Source organism: Sorangium sp. So ce1153 (genome assembly GCF_051521595.1).
Taxonomy (GTDB): Bacteria; Myxococcota_A; Polyangia; order Polyangiales; family Polyangiaceae; genus Sorangium.
This window is the reverse complement of record NZ_CP150361.1, coordinates 9,517,585-9,540,347: the sequence shown is the minus strand read 5'-3', so window position 1 is coordinate 9,540,347 and position 22,763 is coordinate 9,517,585. Positions and strand designations below refer to the sequence as shown.

Sequence of the window (22,763 nt, the reverse complement as noted above, 5' to 3'; positions counted from 1 at the left end):
GGCGGTCGTGCTCTAGCGCTTCATCCTGGCTTGTTCACGTTGTTCTTCGGCCTCGAGCTCCGCGATCGCCGCCGCGAGCTCGTCCTGCTCGGCCTGGGGCATGCCGGTCGGCGCGCCCCCCGTCCCGGCCACGCGCACCTGCGGCGGCGTCGCGGCGGGCGGCGGCTCGGGCGGCAGCACGCCCATCTTCCGCTTGAGCGCGAGCAGCTCCTCGTCCGCGCCCGCGGTCGCCTCGAGCTGACCGAACTTGTGCGCCAGCGTGTCGCCCGTGTACTGCTCGGCGATCTCCCCCGCGGCCTCGGCCTCGGCCTCGATCTGGTCGATCTTGTTCGACATCCGGTCGAACGTCTCGAAGGCGGAGGCGTTGTTGAGACCGCTCATGGTCTCCTGGATCGCCTTCTGCGCCTCGGCCCGCTTCTTCCGGGCGATGAGCACGTTCTTCTTGCGCTTCGCCTCCTCGATCTTGTTGTTGAGGAGGCGCAGCGCCGTCTTGAGCTGGTCGACCGCCTGCTTCTGCTTCTGCCACTGGTCCTTGTAGGTGGCGGCGAGCTGGTCGTGCTCCTTCTTGCGGTTCAGCGCCTCCTTGGCCAGCCCGTCGTCCCCCGCCTTGATCGCGAGCATGGCCTTGCGCTCCCACTCCGCGGCGAGCGCGGCCTCCTGCTCGGCCTGCTTGGCCAGCCGCTTCTCGTCGGCGATCGAGACGGCGACCTGCTTCTTCGCCTCGATCAGCTGGTTCGACATGTCGATGACGACCTGGTTCAGCATCTTCTCGGGGTCCTCCGAGCGGCTGATGAGGTCGTTCAGGTTCGACTTGATGAGGGTCGCAAGGCGCGCGAAAATTCCCATAGATCAGCTCCAACTCTCGGGTAGCGCAGGGGTCGAGGGCGCGGCGGGTCCAGTCAGCTCAGCGCGAGATCGTGCAACACGGGGACGTGGCGGGCGAGCGCGAGATCGATGTCGCTCAGGATCGCCTCGAGCTCGTTCATGTCGAGGTTCTCGAGCTCCAGCGCCGCCGACAGGACCACGGTGCCCGCTTCGAGCCCGTACGAGGCGTGCATGAGATCCGTCGCGTTGTACTCCAGCAGGCGGCGGAAGAGCTTGGTCTGGTGGGCGTCGTCCTCGGGCACGGGGCCGATCGAGACGCGCACCGCGACGATCGGGGGATCGATGCGGATCGCGATCGGCGGCGCGCCTGGGCCCCCCGAGACGAGGTAAGTACCGGCGTCGTTGTCGAACCGGCGATCGAGCTGCAGGAGGTAGGTTTCGACGTCCTCGGCTGTACGCGGCATGGCGCGGCGAGCCTACAGAATCATCTCGCCTCGGGCTAGTGCCGCGTCCCCCGAGTTCCTCCCGGGATTCCGCGCGTGGCGCGGGTCACGCCCACGCCCGCCGGGGTGCGCCGCGGGGCGCGCTCCGCCCCGCGACGAGCCTGGGCGGGGCGCGCGCGGGCTCGCGCGGACGAGCGCCGCGCGCCGGCTGCCGCAGCGGAGCGCCCGCGCGGCGCGTGGAAGCGCGGGCGCTCCGCCGCGGGAGCTGGCGCATTTTTCGCTCTCTCCTCGCGCCGCGCGAGCGCGCCGCGATCGGCGGCTCCCCCGCGCCGCGAGACCGCGCGCGTCGGCCGCGCCGCGCGCCGCGGGAATCTCGGGGTTTACCCGCGCTCTCGCTTTTTTCTCACCCGATCGGAGATGGCGGTGGTACGGTCCCGATCCAGGTTACGTGGCGATCCACCCGGGCGACCTTGTTGCTGGCTACCGTGTCACCCGCCTGCTCGGGCGGGGTGGCATGGGCGAAGTCTGGGCCGCGACGCGGGAGTCCGACATGCAGCAGGTGGCCATCAAGGTCCTGCTCGCGCGCGCCGCGATGAAGCCCGACCTGGTGCGGCGCTTCGACCGGGAGGCGAAGATCGCCTCGGCCATCAAGAGCCCCTACGTCTGCCAGCTACTCGAGGTCAACGAGGCGGACGACGGCGCGCACCTGCTCGTGTTCGAGCAGCTCGACGGCGAGTCGCTGGCGGACCGGCTGAAGCGGGAGCAGTACCTGCCGTTCAGCGAGGTCGGCCCGATCATCGACGACGTGCTCCAGGGGCTCGTGGCCGCGCACGCCGCGGGCGTCATCCACCGCGACCTCAAGCCGGGCAACATCTACCTGGAGCACCTCGGCCTGCCGGACCGGCGCGAGCGCGCGAAGATCCTCGACTTCGGCATCTCCAAGCTCACGCGGCGCGAGAAGGAGGAGCCGACGCTCACCGCCTTCGACGCGACGCTCGGCTCGTTCGCGTACATGGCGCCGGAGCAGGTGCGGGGCGCCGCGCGGGCCGACGAGCGGGCCGACATCTACGCGGTGGGCGCCGTGGCCTTCCGGGCCCTGTCCGGGCGGCTGCCGTTCGAGGGCGCGACGGCCGCGGTGCTCGTCGCGATGAAGCTCGACCGCGCGGCGCCGTCGCTCGCCGAGGCGACCGGCGAGAAGTGGCCGGTCGGCATCGAGCGCTTCCTCGAGCGGGCGCTCGATCGCCGGCGCGAGCGGCGCTTCAGCACCGCGGCGGAGGCGCTCACGAGCTGGCGCGCCATCCAGCCGGCGAACATCACGCGCGCGGCGCGCCGCGCGCAGCGGAGCAGGCTGCCCTCCGAGCTGCCCGACGAGCTCCTGGAGGACAACCCCACGGTCGTGGACGGCCCGCCGACGATGACCGAGAACGGCGGCTTCGCCGAAACCGGCCAGAGCTTGCCGCCCCCCGCCCCGTCCAGCAGGACGGGCGGCTCCGCGCCCTCCAGCCGGAGCGGCGCCGTCCCGCCGCCGCCCCCGAGCAGGACGGGCGGCTCCGCGCCCTCCAGCCGGAGCGGCGCCGTCCCGCCGCCGCCGCCGAGCAGGACCGGCGGCGCCATCCCGCCGCCGCCGCCGAGCAGGACCGGCGGCGCCGTGCCCGCGGCGCCGCCGAGCCGGAGCGGCGCCGTGCCGCCGCCGCCGCCCTTGAGCCGGAGCGGCGCCGTGCCCGCGGCGCCTCCGAGCCGGAGCGGCGCCGTCCCGCCGCCGCCACCCTTGAGCCGGAGCGGCGCGGTGCCCGCGGCGCCGCCGAGCCGGAGCGGCGCCGCTCCGCCGCCGCCGCCGAGCAGGACCGGCGGCGCAGAGATCCCCCGGCCGGAGGGCCCGCCTTCGCGCCGCAAGACAGAGAGGCACTGATTTGCTCGACGCTACGGTAGGCACGAAGAACAGGGTCGAGGTGCGCGGCGGTCGCATCCGCCCGATGAAGTCGTCGGCCGCGCGCGGCGGCGGGTGGCTCGATATCGGCACGGATCCCGTCATCGTGGGCCGCAACGCGGCCTGCCAGCTGGTCCTCGACGACGCCAAGGTGAGCGCCGTACACGCCGAGTTCGTCGCCACCGAGCAGGGCGTGCGCGTGCGCGATCTCGACAGCAGGAACGGCACGTTCGTCGGCGGCGTGCGCGTCGGCGACATCTACCTGCTCACGAACACGAAGCTCAGGCTCGGCGAGACGGAGATCCAGTTCGAGCCGCTGCGCCCCGAGCGCATCACGGTCTCGGCGATCCCGGCGTTCGGCCCGCTCGTGGCGAGCAGCGCCGGGATGCGCGGCATCTTCGAGCGCCTCTCCAAGATGGCGCCGACCGACCTCACGGTGCTCATCACGGGCGAGACCGGGACGGGCAAGGAGCTCGTCGCGCAGGCGCTGCACATCGCGAGCGCCCGCTCGAAGAAGCCGTTCGTGGTCGTGGACTGCGGCTCGATCCCCCCGACCCTGGCCGAGGCGACGCTGTTCGGGCACGAGCGCGGCGCGTTCACGGGCGCGGTCGACAAGCGCCTCTCGCCGTTCATCGAGGCGGACGGCGGGACGATCTTCCTCGACGAGCTCGGCGAGCTGCCGCTCGAGGTGCAGCCGAAGCTCCTCCGCGCGCTCGCCGAGCGCCGCATCAAGAGCGTCGGCGGCTCGAGCTACCGCGAGGTCGACGTGCGCGTGCTCGCGGCGACGCGCCGCGACCTCGTGCGGGCCGTCAACAGCGGCAATTTCCGGAGCGACCTCTACTTCCGCGTCGCGCAGATCAAGATCGAGCTGCCGGCGCTCCGGCAGCGGGTCGAGGACATCCCGGTGCTCGTCCGCCGGATGCTGAAGGATCTCGGCGACGAGAGCGCCTACGAGCGCGTCTCGAACAGCACGCTCGAGCGGCTGATGCGGCACGACTGGCCGGGCAACGTCCGCGAGCTCAGGAACGCGGTGGCCGTCGCGTTCGCGCTCGCGGCCGAGGGCGAGGAGATCGACATCGCGGCGCACCTCGGCGCGCTCACCGAGACGCCGGTGCACGGCAACTCGTCGCCGTCGATCCACCCGAGCGGCGGCGCGTTCAACGGGGCGTTCGCGTCGCTGAAGGGCCGCCAGTTCCAGGAGGCGAAGCGCGACGTCCTCGCGCGGTTCGAGCGCGACTATTTCGCCGCCCTGTCCGAGGACGCGAAGGGCAACGTGAGCGAGATGGCGCGGCGCGCGGGCATGGAGCGGGCGCACGTGCGGGCTTACCTCCGCCGCCACGGCATCGGCGCGAAGCAAGAGCCGGAGTGAGCGGCCGGCGCGGCGGGCTCGGCGCGGCGCGCCGGCCCGACGCCAGACGCCCCGGCCCGCGCGGCGCGCGGCGCGCGGCGCGAACCGGTGCCATGCTGCGCGCGTGCGGCTCTTCTCCTCCGAGGGCGACGTCGTCGAGCTCCCGCCCGGGCACCGGTTCCCGATGGCCAAATACGAGCGCGTGCGCGCCGAGCTCTTCCGTGAGCTCCCGGCGCTCGTGCACGAGGCGCCGCGCGCGTCCTGGGACGACCTGTCGCTGGCGCACGACGCGGCCTACCTCGGGGCGGTGCGCGGCGGGACGCTCCCGGCCGCGGAGGTCCGCCGCCTCGGCCTCCCGTGGAGCGAGGCGCTCGTCGCGCGCTCGCGCCGGTCGACGGGCGGCACGCTCGCGGCGCTCGCCTGGGCCATGGAGCACGGCGCGGCCGGGCACCTCGCCGGCCGCACGCACCACGCCTTCCGCGACCGCGGCGAGGGCTTCTGCGTGTTCAACGACCTGGCCGCGGCCGCGCTCGTCGCCCGGCGGGACCACGGCGTGCGGCGGCTCGCCGTCGTGGACCTCGACGTGCACCAGGGCAACGGCACGGCGGCGCTGCTGCGCGGCGATCCCGGCGCGTTCACGCTCTCGCTGCACGGCGCGAAGAACTATCCCTTCCAGAAGGAGGTGAGCTCGCTCGACGTCGAGCTCCCGGACGGCTGCGAGGACGCCGACTACCTGCGGGCGCTCGACGGCGCCCTCGAGGCGGTCGCCGCGCACCGGCCCGAGCTCATCCTCTATCAGGCCGGCGTGGACGCGCTCGCCGGCGACCGGCTGGGCCGGCTCGCGCTGACGCACGAGGGGCTGAGGCGGCGCGACGCGCGGGTGTTCGAGCTCACCGCGCGCCTCGGCGTGCCGCTCGTGGCGACGCTCGGCGGCGGTTACGGCCGGGACATCGAGGCCACGATCGCGGCGCACAAGAACGTCTACCGCGGCCTCGTGCAGCGGCTCGGCTAGAGCGACAAACGGATTGAAACCACGAGAAAAAGCAGAAATTTCACAGGGAGGCGGGGAGGCGGGGAGCGAGAGACGGCACGAGAAAGAACTTCATTTTTTCTTCCTCCCCGCCTCCCCGCCTCCCTGTGAAATTTCTCCGGGTTTCAAAGTCATCGGTGTTCTAGCCGTCACACCGCCGCGGCCTTGTCTTCCCGACCGGACGGCGCGACCTCGTCGGTCTCGAACAGCCCCTCCAGCTCCTGCGCGGCCTGCCTCGCGGCCTCGATGAGCTTGGCCTCGTCGTGGTGGACCGCGTGCCCGCGCTGGAGCACCCGCTCGTCGTGAGCCCTGAACCGCGCGACGGTGGCGCGGGCCTCCGGCTCGCGCATCCCGAGGCCCTCGAGCACGCGCGCCGCCACCTCGAGCGAGGAAAGGAACGTCTCCCGCTCCAGCACCTCCACCCCGACGTCCATCAGCTGGTATGCGTGCTGGCGGTTCCGGGCGCGCGCGTAGATCCTGAGCTCGGGGAAGTGCCGCTTCACCACCTCCGCCGTCTTCACCGAGGACGCGACGTCGTCGATCGCCAGCACGAGGATCTTCGCCTTGTCGGCGCGCGCCGCGCGGAGCAGGTCGAGCCGGGAGGCGTCCCCGTAGTAGATCTTGTTGCCGTACTTGCGGACGAAGTCGACCTGCGTCGCGCTCGCGTCGAGCGCGGTGAAGGGGATCTTCCTCGTGCGCAGGACGCGAGAGACGATCTGGCCGAAGCGGCCGTATCCAGCGATGATGACCCTGGGGTCGTCGTCCTCGATCGCGTCGAACTCCCGCGCTGGGCCGGTCCGCTGCCATCGCTTGATGAGCTGGTCGCCGAGCGCGAGGACCAGCGGCGTGAGCGCCATGGACAGGGTGACGACGACGACCAGGAGGTCGGAGAGGAGCCTGTCCATGATGCCCTGTCCCGCGGCCAGCCCGAAGAGGACGAAGGCGAACTCGCCCCCCTGCGGGAGCGCGAGCGCGAGGTCGCGCGCCGAGCCCGCGGCGTGCCCGCTCGCCCTGCCCAGGGTGAACAGGACGGCGGCCTTGAGCGCCATCATGCCGAGGACGAGCCCGAGGACGAGCAGCGGCCGCTCGATGAGCAGGCCGATGTTCGCCGACATGCCGACGGCGATGAAGAAGAGCCCCATGAGCAGGCCCTTGAACGGCTCGATGTCCGCCTCGAGCTCGTGGCGGTACTCCGAGTCGGCGAGCAGCACGCCGGCCATGAAGGCGCCGAGCGACATGGACAGGCCCACCTGCACCATGAGCAGCGCCGTGCCGAGCACGACGAGCAGGGCCGCCGCGGTGAAGATCTCGTGAGCGTGGACGGCGGCGATCGCCCTGAACACGGGGCGCACGAGGTAACGGCCGCCGGCGACCACGGCGAGCAGCACGGCCACCGCCTTGAGCGACGAGGCGAGGGCGCTCCCCTCGGCCGGCGCCCCGCCCCCCGCGCCGAGCAGGGGGAGCACCGCGAGCAGCGGGATCACGGCGAGGTCCTGGAACAGCAGGATGGCGAACGCGGAGCGGCCGTGCTGCGACTGCATCTGGCCCTTCTCGCCCAGGATCTGCAGGACGAACGCGGTGGACGAGAGCGAGAGCCCGACGCCGGCGATCGCCGCCGTGTCGGCGCGGAGGCCGAGCGCGACGCCGCCGAGCGCGATGAGCGCGCCCGTGACGGCGACCTGCGCGCCGCCGAGCCCGAACACGGCGCGGCGCAGCACCCAGAGCCGGGACGGCTGGAGCTCGAGGCCGATGAGGAAGAGGAGGAGCACCACGCCGAGCTCCGAGAAGTGGAGGATGTTCTCGACGTCGGTGATGAACCGCAGGCCCCACGGGCCGATGAGCGCGCCGGCGACGAGGTAGCCGAGCACCGCGCCGAGGCCGAGCCGCTTGAACAGCGGCACGGCGACCACGGCCGCGCCGAGAAAGACTGCGGCGTGAGAGAGCAAGCTCATTCGTCGTGGGTCTCCTTGGGGCTCCGCGTCGTCCGGAGCGCGCGGGAGAGGGTGCGCCGGAGGTGGCGGCGCGCCTAGCGCAAAGCAGGGAGGCCCTGATGCTGGCGGCGCGCCGCGGCCCTACGCTGCGCGGATGACGAAGCGCGACGAGATCCACGCCGCCGGTGGGCCCGGCGCCCGGGCCGCGACCCTCGCGATCACCCCCGAGGTGCCGTTCCAGCCGGAGCCCGGGGCGCCTCCGGAGCCCGGCCAACCCGGGCCGGAGACCCCCGGCAGGCCGGCGCCGGAGGTGCCGCACCCACCGGGTCGGCCCGGGCCGGAGATCCTGCCTCCGACCGAGCCGGGGCGAGAGGTCCCCCACCACCCCGAGCCGTCGCAGCCCGAGCGTGAGGTGCCACACGAGGTCCCGCCCGCCCCCGAAACGCCGGCACCGCCGGGGAGCCCCGAAGTGCCGACTCCGCCGGGGCGGCCGCGGCCGGAGATCCTCGTGCGCCGCGCCTCGGCAGTAGGGCCCGGCGCGGCCCCGTGATAAGCCCGATCTGCCATGCAGATCGAGCTCATCGCCACGGCAAGCGAAGACTCCGCGTATCTGCCCCGGGTGGGGCTCGGCACGCTCGCGGCGCTGACGCCGCCGGAGGACGAGGTCATCTACACCGATGACGTCGTGCAGCCCTTCGATCTCCAGCGCGACGTCAAGGACGTCGACCTCGTCGGGATCAGCGTCGACAGCAAGACCGCGCGCCGGAGCTACGATATCGCCGCCGCGTACCGCAGGCGCGGGGTCAAGGTGGTGCTCGGGGGCATCCACCCCACGGCGTGCCCGGACGAGGCGCTGCAGCACGCGGACGCCGTCGTGGTCGGCGAGGCCGAGGAAGCGTGGCCGGCGCTGCTCGCGGACGTGAAGCGCGGCGAGCTCAAGCCGCTCTACCGTCCCGAGCTGCCGAACCTCGCGGGCAGGCCCGCGCCGCGGCGCGACCTGTTCACCTCGAAGAAGTACATCCCGTTCCAGGTCGTGCAGACGATGCGCGGCTGCCCCTATCCGTGCGAGTTCTGCAGCGTGTCGACGGCGAACGGCACCACGATGCGCTTCCGCCCGACCGACGAGGTGCTGGCCGAGCTCAGGTCGCTTGGCAAGCTCATCATGTTCGCCGACGACAACGTGATGATCCACCGGGCCTACTCGAAGGAGCTGTTCACCCGGATGGCCCCGCTCAAGAAGCACTGGATCGGCCAGTGCTCGCTCGCCGCGGTCAAGCGCCTCGAGAACGTGAAGCTCATGGCCGAGAGCGGGTGCAAGGCGCTCTTCATCGGCTTCGAGAGCATCGACGAGGAGACGGTCAAGTTCACCGGCAAGCGCCAGAACCGGCCCTCCCAGTACAAGGACACGATGGCGATGCTCCACGATCACGGCATCTCGGTCTGGGGGAGCTTCGTCTTCGGGTTCGACACGGACGATCCCGAGGTGTTCGATCGCACGGTGGAGTTCGGCATCGACATGAAGCTGACGATGGCGCTGTACGCCATCCTGACCCCGTATCCGGCGACGCAGCTCTACCGCCGCCTGAAGGCGGAGGGGCGCCTCACGGACGAGCGCTGGTGGCTCCGCCGCGACCACGACGCCGGCTCACCCTACTTCGTGCCCAAGCGGATGTCCCGGGAGCGCCTCCGCGAGGGCTGGGTGTCCGCGTGGACGAAATTCTACTCGCCCACCTCGATCTGGCGCCGGTTCACCCTGACACGGCAGTCGAGCTGGATTCAGCTGGCCGGCTTCTTCCCGCTGAACTTCATGCAGCACTCGCTGGCGCACCGCAAGATCGCGGGCGGCGAGCAGCGCTTCCGGTCCGGCGTGCACATCGAGGAGACCGCGCCTCCGCCCGCGGCGCAGCCGGAGCAGCCGCAGCCGCCGAAGGCCAGGGGCGGAAGGCAGCTGCCGATCATCGGCTGAATCTGCCCCTGCCGAGCCCGCGGCGGCGCCCCACGCTGCGACGCCCTGCGCGCCGCAGCGCATCGCGACAGACCTCCGCTGGCCCGCGGTGACGCGGCGCCCTGCCGCACCGCTCCTCGCTCCTCGCCGCTGCGCGTCGACGGTTGACGCGCGCCCGGCTCGCCGCCGCGCGCCGACGGCTGACGCGCGCCCCGCGCTCCGGATCGAGGGCAGCGACCGCCGGGCCATTCACGCTCTCTCACAGCGCTACAGCAGGGCTGTGGCTTGGTGATTTTGCTACACTCGCACGAGCTCCTGGAACACCGGGAGTGTGGGCGGGGGGTGAGCCCGCTTGGTCCCCGCGTCGAGGGTCCCTCGAATGGAGGTCTCATGGGTCGACTTCGTTTCTCCTCCTCGCTCCTCATCTTCGCGGGCGCCGCGGTGTTCAGCGCCGGCCTCGCGGCCAGCTGCAGCGCGACCGGCAAGCAGGGCACGTTCAACATCAGCGGCGGTGGAGGTGACGACACGGGGGCCGGCGAGGGGGGCGACGGCGGCCAGGGCGGGGCGGGCGTCGCCGGCGAGGGCGGCGCGGCAGGCTGGTTCGCGGGGGCGGGCGGGCTCGTCAACATCGACGGAGGGCAGGAGCAGCCCGACGTCGTGACGGTGAACCCGTGCGGGAGCGCTTGCGGCGACAAGGAGCTGTGCACCGGGGCCTCCCTCGGCCTGGACGACGACTGCGACGGCAGGATCGACGAGGAGTGCTCCTGCATCCCTGGCCAGGCGCACGCCTGCTTCCGCGGGGACCCGTCGTTCCGGAACAGCCCGGGGTGCTTCCCCGGCTCCCAGCTCTGCGACGAGACGGGCACGTGGGGCCCGTGCGTCGGCGGCGTGCACGCCGACGAGAGCTGTTATGTGAACAGCTCGGTCGCCTGCCATCCGCTCCAGTCGCCGCCCTTCGCCGACGTCGACCTCAAGGCGGGCACCGGCATCTTCAGCGCGGATGCGGTCCCGGGCTCCGAGCGGTGGACGGTGGCCTGCCCCGAGGGCATCGACCCGTGCCCCGCCGTGAGCGGGACGGATCCTGCGGACGACTTCAAGCCGCTGCAGTCGGGCGAGTACACCGTCACGTACACGAAGCGCCTCGCGAACGGCCAGACCGGGACCTGCAAGTACCCGCTCTTCGTCGGCGCCGGCGGCCTCCGGGTCGAGCTCGAGTGGGAGCACGACTTCGGCAGGGTCGATCTCGACCTGCACGTCCATAAGCCGAACAACACGCAGCCCTGGAAGGCGACGGGCTCGGCGGCGGACTGCGGCTGGTCCAACTGCACCATCGAGCAGTTCGAGGACGCCTCGGGGGTCCGCTGGTTCAGCGATAGCGCGACGCCGCCGGACCCGGTGAACTGGTTCCTCGATCCGGTGGACAGCAACAACAACTGCTTCTTCGCCCCGCGGGGCGTCGGGAAAGCCTGGCGGGACAACGGCATGGGCTGCCACAACCCGCGCCTCGACCTCGACAACGTGAGTTGCGACGCGTCCGTGACCGACCCCGACGACGCCGAGTTCTGCGCGCCCGAGAACATCAACATCGACTTCCCGCCGAAGGCCCAGTGGATCCGGATCGGCGTCCACTACTACGGTCACGGCGGGGTTCCCGACGACATCCACCCGCGGGTCAAGATCTTCTGCGACAGCGCGCTCGGGGCGGATCTCGGGCCCACGGGCTTCTACAGCCCCGAGCGGGCTGTCGCGTTCGCCCCAGCGGACGTGCGCGACCGGTTCTGGCTCGTGGCCGACGTGCTCTTCCCCGAGCCCGACGAATGCGGTCAGGAGACCTGCGTCGTCCAGCCGATCTACCGGAACGAAGAGACGAAGACCCCGCTGCTCACCACGAAGGACTACGTCGAGGCGAACTTCGGTCCCGCCTACCCGCCGCTGCCCTGACCGGCGGGCGCGCTGCCCGCCCTCCAGCGCCCCGCGCCGGCCGGCGACGCCAGGGCCGCGCCGGGCGATCGCGGGGACCTGGACCGGGCGCCGCCTCGCCGGCCGGCGCCGGGGACGTGGGCCGCGGCGCGGGCGCCGGCCGGCGAGGCAATGACTCTGTAGTGATTTGCCTGATGGTGATTCACCTGACTCCCCGTCTCGGGAGAGGGGGGCATCGCCGGCCAGCGGCCGTTCGTCAACGTCGGCGCTCGCCGGCGGTCGCGCCAGGGCGCTCTGCGTGGCACCCTGTTGAATCTGCAAATTGGTTTTGTTTCTCACCCGATGAAGCGCGATGCCTGGTGCTCTGCCACCCCCTGGCGCGCGGCGGCGCCGCATCATGAGGCCGCGGCGTCTCCGCTTTGCTAAGCTACGGGGCTCATCGCCGTGGCGCTGAGCGGAGGCAACCCCGCTGCGACCCTGCGCCGAGTTCCCCTCAAGTGGAGGTATCATGTTTCGTCTTCGTGTCCTCTCCGTGCTCCCCGTCGTGATCGCGGCCTCGGCGTCGGGCGCCGTCGTGGCGGCCGGCTGCAGCGCAGAAGGCAACCGGTTCGGTTTCGATGATGTGTCAACAGGGAGCAGCTCGGGCACCGGCGGCGCGGGCGGCGCCGGCGCCGCGGGCGGCGTCGAGGCGACGAGCTCCGCCACGACAGGCGGCTCCGACGGCTTCGGCGGCAACCTCGTCATCGACGCAGGGCCGGAAGAGGAGAATCCCGACGTGGCGGTCAACCCGTGCGGGAGCGCGTGCGGTCCGACGGAGCTCTGCGGCGTGGATGAGCTCGGCGTCGACCACGACGGGCTGGACGACAACTGCAACGGCATGATCGACGAGACCTGCGCGTGCATCGCTGGCCAGGCGCACTCCTGCTTTCGCGGCGACCCGTCGTTCCGGGAGAGCCCGGGGTGCTTCCCCGGGACCCAGCTCTGCGACGAGACGGGCACGTGGGGCCCTTGCGTCGGCGGCGTTCACGCGGACCAGAACTGCCAGCTGAACGACGCCGCGGGCTGCCACCCGATCCAGGCGTCGCCCTTCGCCACCGTCGACCTCAAGGCGGGCACCGGCTCGTTCGGCGAGAACGCGGTCCCGGGCTCCGAGACGTGGACGGTGACCTGCCCGCCGGGCGTGGACCCGTGCCCCTCCGTGGGCGGGACGGACCCGTCGGACGATTTCAAGCCGCTGCAGTCGGGCGAGTACACGGTCACGTACACGAAGACCGTCGCGGGAGGCGAGACCGGGACCTGCGTTTACCCGCTGTTCGTCGGGGCCCGCGGCCTCCGCGTCGAGCTCGAGTGGGAGCACGAGCCGTCCAGCGTCGACCTGGATCTCTACCTCCACAAGCCGAACAACACGCAGGCGTGGAGGATCGGCGGCTCGAACGTCGCCTGCGGCTACGGGAACTGCACGATCGAGAGCCTCTTCGAGGACTCGGGCATCACCTGGTTCAGCGATACGGCGACGCCGCCGGATCCGGTGAACTGGTACCTGGATCCGGAGGAGAGCAACAACACCTGCTTCTACGCGCCCCGCGGGGTGGGGGAGGAGTGGCGCGATCTCGGCATGGGCTGCCACAACCCGCGGCTCGACCTCGACAACATCTCCTGCGCTCACGAGACGACGGATCCGGACGACTCGACCTTCTGCGCGCCGGAGAACATCAACGTCGACTTCCCGCCCAAGGCCGGGTGGATGCGGGTCGCCGTGCATTACTTCGGCGGCGACGTGTCGTTCGACGTGCACCCGCGGATCAAGATCTTCTGCAACGGAGAGCTCGGGGCCGACCTCGGGCCGACCGGCTTCTACGACCCCGAGCAGCCGGTCGCGTTCCTCCCGGAGGACTCGGGCGAGAGGTTCTGGCTGGTCGCCGACGTCGTGTTCCCCGACCCGGGGGAGTGCGGCAGCAACACGTGCGTCGTCAGGCCGATCTACCGCGACGAGACGACGAAGACGCCGTTCCTGTCGAACACCCGGACGGTCATCAGGGAGTTCGGCCCGCCCTACCACAGCCTGCCGACGCCATGACGACGGCGCGGCGCAGGCCGGCGCGGGGAGCGCCCGTCACGCCTCGACGCCGGCTCGCCTGAGGAAGGCGAGCGCCGGTCCGAGCGCGTAGGCGGGCGCCTTGCCCAGGCGCAGCTGCTCCCCGGTCGAGAGGTGAAGGAGCAGCCAGCGCGGCGCGAGGCCCGGCTCGTCGATCTCAGCGTCCACGGCCGGCGGGGTCGAGACGCGGACGATCGCCTGCACTGGAAAAATCCGGCGGAAGCCGCGGCCTTCCTGGACGATCTCGGCGCGCTCGAAGTCGAGGCGGAACAGCCCGTGGAGGCGGCGGCGCCGCCGGACGAACACCAGCGCGGCGGTCGCTCCTGCGGTCCACGTTGCCGCGATGAAGACGATGGGGAAGGGCGCGGCGCGCGCCGCCACGATGCCGACGACGATGAGCGAGGCGGTCAGCGCGAACGCCGCGACGCGGCGCACGGCGAGGTCGAGCCCGTCGCCCGGGCAGTCGCAGACGAGCACAGCAGGGCCGTGCGCCCGGATGGTACCTTCCGCGTTCGAGAGCAGGACGTCTCCTTCGGGCACTGCGTTCCTCCGGACCGGGTGCGGGTGTCGATACCGCAGTCCGCGGGGGGAGGCCCGCTGATCTCGGGGTGGGTGGCGCGCGGCGGGAGAGCAGCGGTGCGGCGGGAGGGGAGGGCGACCCAACCTGCCCGGCCCCCGACGAGGGTGCTCGTGGGGCCGAGCGGGGGCCCCGCCGAACTCGCCTGGGACGTTCGCTCTCCGGCGCGCTGCGCACGCCAGAGAGCGAACGTCCCAGGCTCAGACATCGGCCCATCCCCCGCTCGGCCCCACGAGCACCCTCGCCGGGGGCCTACGGCGTGCGAGGAGGGTATGCGCCGTGGCATCCTTGGAAGCACGGCAGTCGCGTGATGCCGGGGGCGATCCGGAGTTCGCCGGAACAGACGGGTAAGCCGTCAGTCCGCTAACGCCCGTGGCGCGGATCGGGCGCGCAATGGAGGGGAGAGGGGATCGCTTATGCAATGAATCCGCGGCGATGAAGGCGTGGCATGCGGTGTGCTGCTGTCGTGGGAAGACGAGATACGTCACACGCGGGGCGGTCTTCACTGCAGATCGCACGGGGACGCCGAGGTTCTCATGGGGGCATGCGCGCTCGAGACCGAGCGTGCCAGGGGAGGACTCTGCGATGAGTTGGATTGTGAGACAGGCATGGCTCGCGGCAGCGGTGGGCCTCATCGCGGGCTGCGCCGAGGAGCGGGCGCCGCTCAGCCAGGTTCAGGCGAACGCGCTCGCGAAATCGTTCTTCGTCGGCGCCGATCTGCAGAGCAAGGAGGACGATCCGGAGTTCTGGGCGCGGACGACGGTGGTCGACGTGGGCTACGGCGCGTCGCAGGACGGGCTCTTCTCGTCGTCGTACGCGCAGGCGGAGGTCGCGCGCATCAAGTGGGTCATCCAGGAAGATCTCCTGATCGGACGCATCACCTACGAGCGCGTGAACGACTCCGACGGGAAAGGGGCCGGCGCCGCCACGGACGAGGGCGTCGTGGCCGTCGCGTACAAGATCCTGTCGCACTTCGACGTCCAGCGCGATTACAACCGCGCGACGGGGGAAGAGAGCAACGTCGTCGTCGAAAACACGACCGACCGCCCCTGGTACGCGCGGGAGTACATGCGGGTCGACTGGTCGAAGAACCTGAACGTCGACTCCTACGATTTCGACACCCTGTCGCTCCTCGGCATCTATGGCGGCGTGCAGTACGAGCCGCTCTCGTACACCATCAGCGACCCGGGCCACCCCGACGCGCCTCACTTCGACCCCGAGGAGGGATATTTCGACGTCACCAACAAGGCCTTCGCGGTTCCCCAGCTCATCGACCTGAGCCACCTCGGGTGGGGCATAGACCGCTTCCCGGCCTGCATGCTCGACGCGGATTTCTCGGGCGGCACCGCGCCGGTCGGGTCCTGCAACCCGGTCGAGATCACGCTCCGGCAGTCGTTCCGCCGCGTCGTCGATCGGGACTACGAGCCGGCCGAGTGGGACGGATACCGGTTCCAGGCGTACGGCGCCTTCGTGCGCGAGCGCCTCGGGTACGCCCGCAACTACGGCATGAGCGACGCCAAGTGGCACCGCATGATCAGCCGCTACAACATCTGGGAGCGCAGCCACTACTACGCCGATCCGGAGGGCATGACGGGCGAGATCCCGTGCTTCACGCCCGAGACCACCCCGTTCGGCGCAGATCCGCACCGCGACGAGGACGGGAACGGGACCGAGGACGAGTGCGAGGCCGTCACCGAGGCGACGATCGACGGGGAAGGAGGGCCGGTGGAGGTGGGCCCTGGCTCCCGGTGCGACACCTTCAAGCAGCGCTGCACCCTGCCCTACCAGCAGCGGAAGGCCGTGCCGCAGCCGTGGTACGTGACCTCGAGCAGCAACCCCGACTATTTCGACGCCACCGACTGGGCAGCCCACGAGTGGGACGTCGCCCTGCGCAGCGCCGTCGTCACCGCCAGGTACGCCGAGTGTAATCGGACGTTGGGGACGTCGGGGACGTCGGGCGACGCGGCGCGCTGCAGCGCGGCGTTCCCTGTCTACGACGGGCAGATGGACGACAACGCCGACGCGATCGCGCTCGCGCGCGAGGTCGACGCGTGCCGGCGTGGCAGGGCGCACGAGGGGCAGGACTGCGACGCGCTCGCCGACGAGATCGGCGCGCGGCGGGGGTACGCGCCAGGCGTCGTGGCGCTCGCGAGGATGCCCGAGATGATCGTGCTCTGCCACAGCCCGGTCGAGGCGGCCGACCCGGCGGCGTGCGGCGGCCCGCGCCTGCCCGAGGGCGTGACGGCCAGGATGTGCAGCGACGAGCGCCGCAAGGAGGCGGGGCGCGACGAGGCGCTGATGCGGGCGTGCGGCGCGGCGCTGAGCGCGCGGATCGGCGACCTGCGCTATCACCAGATCAACAACTTCGAGGCGCCGCAGTCGCCCTCGGCCTGGGGGATCTACAGCGACTCGGAGGACCCGCTCACGGGCGAGAAGGTGGCGGCGAGCATCAATGTCTGGACGCACGTGAGCGACATCTGGAGCCAGGGAGTCGTCGACACGGCCCGTTACATCAAGGGAGAGCTCAGGACCGAGGACGTGACCGACGGCGATTACGTGCGGGACTGGGCCCAGGCGAGCGAGGGCGCGTCGAAGGGCGGCGCGCTGCCGCGGCTCACGCGGGAGGAGCTCGCGCGGCGGATCGCCCGGTCGGCCGGCGTCGACGGCGTCGACGGGCAGGCGGCCGAGGGCGCCGCCGAGCTCGCGCGCGATCCGCACCTGCGCGAGAGCCTCCGGCGGCTCTCGAAGGAGGTGCGCGCGATCGCCGCCGACGCGACGGCGCCGGACAGCATGCGCGCGGTCTACGAGGCCCGCCGGCGGTCGGCGATGGGCACCGAGCTCGAGGCCGAGCTCACGACGAAGAGGATGCAGGAGCTCACCGGCACGGAGGGGCTGCCGCTGACGGACGAGGTGATGCGCTTCGCCTCGCCCCTGCGCGGGGCGAACCCGAGCGTGCAGCGCGAGCTCAGGAACCTGAAGGAGGTCGCGCTGGCCGAGCGCGGCGCGTGCGTGATGCAGGAGGCGCCGGCGCCGCTCGCGACCGCCAACCTGGCGAACATCCTCGAGGAGAAGTTCGCGGGCCAGCACGGCCGGTTCGGGGAGGGAGACGACGCCCAGAAGGCGCGGCGCGCCGAGGCCATGCGGCGCTACCTCGCGCAGCGGGCGCACTATGCGGTGGTCCTCCACGAGATGGGCCACTCCGTCGGCCTGCGCCACAACTTCGTGAGCTCGTCGGACGCCTGGGGATACCGGCCGCAGTACTGGCAGCTGCGCACGAACAACGGGCAGGTCAAGGCGCTGTGCGAGACGCTCTCGGACGACGGCGAGGCCTGCGTCGGGCCCCGCTATTTCGACCCGGTGACCGAGAACGAGCGGAAGAACCTGCTCTGGATGTTCATGCAGTCGTCGACGATGGACTACGCCGGCGAGCCCACGCAGGACCTCATCGGCCTCGGCGCCTACGACTTCGCCGCGGCCCGCATGTTCTACGGCGACGCCGTCGCCGTGCACGCGGACCCGAGCTACAGGGCGACCACCCCGCGCGGCAAGGGCATGCTCGAGAAGATCGACGACTTCGGCGGCGTCCTCGGCCTGCAGCCCGAGTACGACGGCGAGGACATCCATTACTCCGACCTGCAGAACCGATACGAGCTGATCCGGCGGGACAGCTGCGTCGAGGTCGATCCGGGCGCGTACCGGCCCTCGGACTGGAACGAGGCGCGGGACGGCGCCTGGCACCCCGTCCTCGACGGCCAGATCGTGCCGGTCAACGGCAAGTACACGCGGTGCCGGCAGCAGAAGGTCGATTACGTGGCGTGGCGCGCGTTGAGGACGCCGGAGGACGTGAAGGGGCCCTCGGTGGACCCGGCGGGCCGCACCCGCGTGCCGTACGGCTTCGCCACGGACCGGTGGGCGGACCTCGGCAACCTGAGCGTGTACCGGCACGACAGCGGCGCGGACGCGTACGAGCTCTTCAATTTCTTCATCACGCAGCAGGAGGTGAACCACATCTTCGACAACTACCGGCGCGGCCGGCAGTCCTTCAGCGTGCGCACGGCGTCGGAGCGGACGTTGAACCGCTACAACGCCAAGATGCGCGACGGCGCGAAGGGCCTCGGCCTGCTCGCGAACATCTACCGAGAGTTCGCGCTCGACCGCGGCTACGATTTCGACACCCTCTGGGTCCATGCCGCGGGCAGCCTCTTCAAGGAGAACATCCTCGCGGCCGGGATCGCGTTCGATCACTTCGCGCTCCAGATGGCGCGCCCGCAGCCGGGCAAGCACTTCCTGCCCAAGGGGGACACGGTCCTCCGATCGTCGACCGATGTCTTCGGCGACGCCGGCGACACGCTGGTCGTCATCCCGAACGGCGCGACGGGGTATTTCGGCGACATCGCCCTGGGCGGCAAGCCGCTCGAGAACGCGCTCGCGGAGGACAAGGGCGAGTACGACTCGTCCTACACGATGAACGCCGGCTCCTATTACGACAAGGCGTGGGTGCCGATGCTGATGACCGAGTCGGTCGACAACTTCATCAGCGACTCGCGCCACGACTTCCTCGACGCGCGCTACCGCGCCGTCTCGCTCGCGGACGTCTTCCCGGAAGGGTACCGCCGCTGGCTCGCCAACAACCTCACGGGCGACGACGCGATCAAGGGTGTTCGCATCGAGGCGGACCCGAGCGGCCAGCCGATCAAGGACCCGAGCGGGTACCCGGCCAGGGCCATGGGCTGGACCTCGTGGTGGAGCACGAGCGGGCCGGAGAGCTGCTTCCCGGGCGCGGGGAGCATCGTTTGCAGCGCTTACGGCGCGACGGACAGCGCGCCATGGAGCCCGCGGGCGCCCGCCAAGGTCGCCATCCTCGACCCGCAGATCGGCTGGGAGCAGCAGAAGTTCCTCATCGCCTGGACGCTCCTCTACCTGCCCGAGAACCAGAAGCAGAGATGGCTGGACATGATGCAGGTATGGGAGACGGGGGCAGACACCGATCCCGGGTTCCAGGACCGGATCGAGCTCCACCACCCGTCCGGGAAGGTGTTCGTTGCCAAGGCGTACGGGACCGAGACCATCTTCGGCAAGGTCGTGCAGAAGGGCATCGGCGCGCGCGTGCTGGAGTACGGCAATGAGCTCCTGGCCAGGGCCTATGTCACGGAGCCGGGGCCCGACCTCGACGGCGACGGCGCGCCGGACTGGCACGAGGTGAAGCGGAGCCCCGAGAACGGGCAGCCGATCGTGCGGTGGGACCCGACGATCGCCGCGATTGCGGCGGACGGCGAGGTGGAGCGGGGGGGCGTGCCGGGCTGCAAGGCGGACTCGGACGAAGACGACGACGATCACAGCGACTTCTACCGGTGCACGTGCTCCTCGAACCGCGCCTGCGTCGCGCTCGAGAGCTACATCTCGGTGCCTGTCTTCATTCGCCAGGCGCTGTCGGCGTTCAGGCTGGGCGACCCGAGCATGAGGGGCCTCCAGTGAGCGCGCGGCCCCGCGAGCAGGCCTGACGCAAAGGGCACGCGCCGCGCGCGCTTCCCCACACCGTGCGGTGAGGAGCGGCCCTGGTCGCACCGGAGATCACGAGAGCGCCAGGCTCATCGAAGGCGGGCTTGATGTTGCGTTGGCGTCTTGCTGACGGTTCGCTGACGTTCGCGCGTTCACGCGCGCTCTGACTCTGACGTTCAGAGTGCAATCGCCTGAGCGCGCGAGCGGCGCCCTGGCGCGCGGTGGGTCGTGGCATCTTGCCGCATGGGGCGAATCGCCCCATGCGGTCGCCTGGCCGGGCCGCGGTCCTCGGAGCAGGCCGGGGTGGCGCAGGTCTTGCTGAACTTTTCCATGAAATGACGTGCTGTTGGATACCGCCCGCTCCAGGCATCTCCTGCGTCGGTGACGCAGGACGACCGGGCAGGTCGCGGTTCCGACGAGCTGCACCCTCAGCTTGCCATCGTGGAGCGCCGAGCCGGTCGTAGCGCCGATACGGGGACACCGGGAACGTAAACACGAGAGCCTTCCCTTGCGTCGCGAGCGCTGGAAGGGTCGGTTGCCCGAGGGCACAGAAAGAGTCAGCAATGGACTTCGAGAATGTCAAGCACGTCCAGAGAGCGCAGGCACGCGTGGGAACGGTGCTCAACGGCGCGTGGCGGCTGGATGCGCTGATCGGTCTCGGGGGGATGGCGGCCGTGTATGCGGCGACGCACCGCGCTGGAGCGCGGGTCGCGATCAAGCTGCTGCACCCCGAGCGGGCGAGGGACAAGGTCGATCGGGCCCGGTTCCTTCGCGAGAAGGCGATCGCGGACACCGTCGATCACCCCGGGATCGCGTCGGTGCTCGCGGATGACGTGACCGAGGACGGGTCGCCGTTCCTGGTGATGGATCTCCTCGATGGGGAGACCCTCCTCCAGCGCTGGAAGGCGCAGAAGGGACCGCTTCCGCCCGCCGAGGTGCTCGCCCTGAGCGAGCAGATCCTCGACGTGCTCGCGGCGGCGCACGAGAAGGGCGTCGTCCACCGGGATCTCAAGCCTGACAACATCTTCCTCACGCGCGAGGGTGGGGTGAAGCTCCTCGATTTCGGCATCGCGCGCCTGCGGCTCCCCTCGGGGCAGACGTCGCTGGCGGGGCTCCGCGCGATGGGGACGCCGGCGTACATGCCGCCCGAGCAGGCCCGCGCGCGCTGGGATCTCGTGGACGCGCGGACGGACATCTGGGCGCTGGGCGCGACGATGTTCTCGCTGCTCACGAACCGGTACGTGCAGGACGCGCCGACGGTCAACGAGCTCTTCTTTCTGAGGATGACCTGCCCGATCCCGTCGCTCGCGCGGGTCGAGCCGTCGATGCACCCGGCCGTGGTGCGGGTGGTGGACCGCGCGCTCGAGTTCGCTCAGGCGGATCGCTGGCCGGACGCGCGTTCGATGCAGGCCGCGGTGCGCGAGGCGCTGGCCCTGGTGGCCCTGGCGCCGCCGCCGCGGAGCACCGTGGCGCCGCCGCGGAGCACCGTGGCGCCGCCGCCGCGGAGCACCGTAGCGCCGCCGCCGCGGAGCACCGTGGCGCCGCCGCCGCCGCGGAGCACCGTGGCGCCGCCGCCGCCGCCGCGGAGCACCGTGGCGCCGTCCAGGAATCTGCGCGACCTCGGCGCGCTGGAGGGGCGGGCGCAGCCTGGTCGTCCCCAGACGCGGCCCTCCCGGACGCCGGGCCTGTCACCATCGTCGGCGTCGCTCTCCACGATCCCGCGCGCGATCTCGACGATCCCGCGCGTGCCGTGACACGAGCGCCCGCCGGCGACGGCCTGCGCTGGCCGTGAGGTGCCCTGGTGAGGGCTCAGCTCCTCATGAGGACTCGCGCCCTCACGAGGGCTCGTCGCGCCCTGGAGCTCGCTGCGTGGGGTGACGAGAAATGGCGGCCGCGGCCCCTGGAGGGGCTGCGGCGGGAGCGGCCGGGGCCCCGTGAACGCTCGCAGCGCGGCAGAACGGCGCCGCGCGGGGCTCCGTCGCGCGAGCTCAGGCGTTCAGGCCGGCGAGCAGCTCGCTCGGGCGCAGGACGGCGCGCCGATCCGACTCTCGCCGGGCGAGGAGCGCCTCGTAGATGTCCATGTAGCTCGCCATCATCCGCTCGGCCGAATAGCGGCCCAGCGCGAGCTGCCGCCCCCGCTTGCCCATCGCCTTCGCGAGCTCGGGATCCGCCTTGAGGGCCGCGAGCTTCGCGGCGAGGGCGTCGACGTCCCCGGAGGGCACGAGGAAGCCAGTCTCTCCGTCGGCCACCAGCGCAGGGATGCCTCCGACGGCGGTCGAGACGACGGGCAGCCCCGTGGCCATGGCCTCCACCATCGAGAGCGGCAGCCCCTCGGAGTTCGACGACAGGACGAAGAGGTCGCTCGCCGCGAGGAAGGCCGGCACGTCATGGCGCTCGCCGGCGAACACGACGCGGTCGCTGATGCCGAGCTCCTCGGCGAGGGCGCGCAGCGGCGCGGCCTCCGGCCCGTCCCCCACGAGGAGGAGGCGACCGTTGTCCGACAGCACGCCCGCCGCCGCGCGGAGCAGGAGGGCGTGGTTCTTGACCTGCGACAGGCGCCCGACCGCCCCGACCACCCACGCGTCCTTGGGGATCCCGAGCTCGGCCCGGACGCGGCCCCGAGCCGCGGAGTCCGGCCGGAACCGGGAGAGGTCGATCCCGTTCAGGACCACGTGCAGCTTCGAGCTCGGCACCTCGTTGTGCTTCAGCATGAAGTCCGCCGTCGACTGCGACACAGCGACGTGCGCGTCGGCGAGCTTGGCGGCCAGGTGCCGCAGCCACGCCCGGCGGCCCTGATCGAACATCGCGCCGTGCAGCGTGTGGCACACGGGCACGCGGTGGAGCCGGCCCGCCGCCGTCGCATAGATGAGCGGCAGCTGGTTGTGCGAGTGCACGATGGAGACACCATGCTTGGCGAAGAACGCCGCCAGCTTCCCGGGGAGCTTGAAGTCGAAGCCGGGGCGCTTCGGCACCATGTGCACCGCGACGCCGCGCTCGCGGAGCTGCTCTGCGCGCGGGCCGTCGGGGGCCATGGCGATGCCCACGACCATCACCTCATGACCCGCCTCGCGCTGCAGCCCGGCGAGGTCCACGACGACCTGCTCGGCGCCTCCCACGTGGAAGGAGTTCAGCACGTGAGCGATCACCAGACGGCTTTGACGCGCTCGGGACGTGGGTGCGTGGTCGCTGGTCTTCATGGCGTAATCTATACTCATGGTTCCCC

Annotated in this window: 14 protein-coding genes; 9 read left to right on the top strand and 5 right to left on the bottom strand. The window is 71.5% G+C overall.

All coding sequences use genetic code 11. The annotated features are described in order from the left end of the window. Positions 1–12 precede the first annotated feature (12 nt). Positions 13–846 carry a PspA/IM30 family protein gene (locus WME85_RS34185; RefSeq protein WP_437827302.1) on the bottom strand — a complete coding sequence of 278 codons (834 nt, stop codon included), beginning with the start codon at positions 844–846 and terminating at the stop codon, positions 13–15. Positions 847–899: 53 nt separating this feature from the next. Further along, positions 900–1,289 (bottom strand): hypothetical protein, encoded by a 390-nt coding sequence (locus tag WME85_RS34180; RefSeq protein WP_437752544.1) that lies wholly within the window; start codon positions 1,287–1,289, stop codon positions 900–902. Positions 1,290–1,716: 427 nt separating this feature from the next. Here WME85_RS34180 and WME85_RS34175 point away from each other — a divergent pair, with 427 nt between their 5' ends. The 3 genes from WME85_RS34175 (at position 1,717) to WME85_RS34165 (ending at position 5,555) form a co-directional block, all read left to right on the top strand. Continuing rightward, entirely contained in the window at positions 1,717–3,177 is a 1,461-nt protein-coding gene (locus tag WME85_RS34175) for a protein kinase domain-containing protein (protein ID WP_437827301.1), read from the top strand. 1 nt (position 3,178) lies between these two features. Continuing rightward, positions 3,179–4,564: a sigma 54-interacting transcriptional regulator gene (locus tag WME85_RS34170; RefSeq protein WP_437827300.1), complete on the top strand. Its 1,386-nt coding sequence runs from the start codon at positions 3,179–3,181 to the stop codon at positions 4,562–4,564. Positions 4,565–4,667: 103 nt separating this feature from the next. After that, the gene (locus WME85_RS34165) at positions 4,668–5,555 is read left to right on the top strand and encodes a histone deacetylase family protein (protein WP_437827299.1); all 888 of its coding nucleotides are present in this window, start codon (positions 4,668–4,670) and stop codon (positions 5,553–5,555) included. Between the two features lie 167 nt (positions 5,556–5,722). Here the strand turns inward: WME85_RS34165 and WME85_RS34160 are convergent, their stop codons facing one another. Further along, a complete protein-coding gene (locus WME85_RS34160) occupies positions 5,723–7,525 on the bottom strand; it encodes a monovalent cation:proton antiporter-2 (CPA2) family protein (RefSeq protein WP_437827298.1) in 1,803 nt (600 codons plus the stop codon). A gap of 133 nt (positions 7,526–7,658) precedes the next feature. On the opposite strand from WME85_RS34160, the gene WME85_RS34155 reads away from it, so the two are divergent. The 4 genes from WME85_RS34155 (at position 7,659) to WME85_RS34140 (ending at position 13,446) form a co-directional block, all read left to right on the top strand. Beyond that, positions 7,659–8,054: a hypothetical protein gene (locus WME85_RS34155; RefSeq protein WP_437827297.1), complete on the top strand. Its 396-nt coding sequence runs from the start codon at positions 7,659–7,661 to the stop codon at positions 8,052–8,054. Positions 8,055–8,069: 15 nt separating this feature from the next. Then, the gene (locus WME85_RS34150; RefSeq protein WP_437827296.1) at positions 8,070–9,470 is read left to right on the top strand and encodes a B12-binding domain-containing radical SAM protein; all 1,401 of its coding nucleotides are present in this window, start codon (positions 8,070–8,072) and stop codon (positions 9,468–9,470) included. 369 nt (positions 9,471–9,839) lie between these two features. Then, positions 9,840–11,390 (top strand): hypothetical protein, encoded by a 1,551-nt coding sequence (locus WME85_RS34145; RefSeq protein ID WP_437827295.1) that lies wholly within the window; start codon positions 9,840–9,842, stop codon positions 11,388–11,390. A 487-nt stretch (positions 11,391–11,877) separates the two neighbouring features. Further along, positions 11,878–13,446 carry a hypothetical protein gene (locus WME85_RS34140; protein WP_437827294.1) on the top strand — a complete coding sequence of 523 codons (1,569 nt, stop codon included), beginning with the start codon at positions 11,878–11,880 and terminating at the stop codon, positions 13,444–13,446. A gap of 36 nt (positions 13,447–13,482) precedes the next feature. Here the strand turns inward: WME85_RS34140 and WME85_RS34135 are convergent, their stop codons facing one another. After that, positions 13,483–14,004, bottom strand: coding sequence for a hypothetical protein (locus WME85_RS34135; protein ID WP_437827293.1), 522 nt, complete (start codon positions 14,002–14,004; stop codon positions 13,483–13,485). 622 nt (positions 14,005–14,626) lie between these two features. On the opposite strand from WME85_RS34135, the gene WME85_RS34130 reads away from it, so the two are divergent. Then, complete coding sequence (locus WME85_RS34130; protein ID WP_437827292.1) at positions 14,627–19,516, top strand: hypothetical protein; 4,890 nt, start codon at positions 14,627–14,629, stop codon at positions 19,514–19,516. 587 nt (positions 19,517–20,103) lie between these two features. Continuing rightward, the gene (locus WME85_RS34125) at positions 20,104–21,294 is read left to right on the top strand and encodes a protein kinase domain-containing protein (RefSeq protein WP_437827291.1); all 1,191 of its coding nucleotides are present in this window, start codon (positions 20,104–20,106) and stop codon (positions 21,292–21,294) included. Between the two features lie 234 nt (positions 21,295–21,528). On the opposite strand, the gene WME85_RS34120 is transcribed toward WME85_RS34125, so the two are convergent. Then, positions 21,529–22,674: a glycosyltransferase gene (locus tag WME85_RS34120; protein ID WP_437827290.1), complete on the bottom strand. Its 1,146-nt coding sequence runs from the start codon at positions 22,672–22,674 to the stop codon at positions 21,529–21,531. Between the last annotated feature and the right edge of the window lie 89 nt (positions 22,675–22,763).

Coding starts and splice junctions, on each gene's coding strand:
- WME85_RS34185 (WP_437827302.1), bottom strand. CDS start 846: ATGGGAATTTTCGCGCGCCTTGCGACCCTCATCAAGTCGAACCTGAAC.
- WME85_RS34180 (WP_437752544.1), bottom strand. CDS start 1,289: ATGCCGCGTACAGCCGAGGACGTCGAAACCTACCTCCTGCAGCTCGAT.
- WME85_RS34160 (WP_437827298.1), bottom strand. CDS start 7,525: ATGAGCTTGCTCTCTCACGCCGCAGTCTTTCTCGGCGCGGCCGTGGTC.
- WME85_RS34155 (WP_437827297.1), top strand. CDS start 7,659: ATGACGAAGCGCGACGAGATCCACGCCGCCGGTGGGCCCGGCGCCCGG.
- WME85_RS34150 (WP_437827296.1), top strand. CDS start 8,070: ATGCAGATCGAGCTCATCGCCACGGCAAGCGAAGACTCCGCGTATCTG.
- WME85_RS34145 (WP_437827295.1), top strand. CDS start 9,840: ATGGGTCGACTTCGTTTCTCCTCCTCGCTCCTCATCTTCGCGGGCGCC.
- WME85_RS34140 (WP_437827294.1), top strand. CDS start 11,878: ATGTTTCGTCTTCGTGTCCTCTCCGTGCTCCCCGTCGTGATCGCGGCC.
- WME85_RS34130 (WP_437827292.1), top strand. CDS start 14,627: ATGAGTTGGATTGTGAGACAGGCATGGCTCGCGGCAGCGGTGGGCCTC.
- WME85_RS34125 (WP_437827291.1), top strand. CDS start 20,104: ATGGACTTCGAGAATGTCAAGCACGTCCAGAGAGCGCAGGCACGCGTG.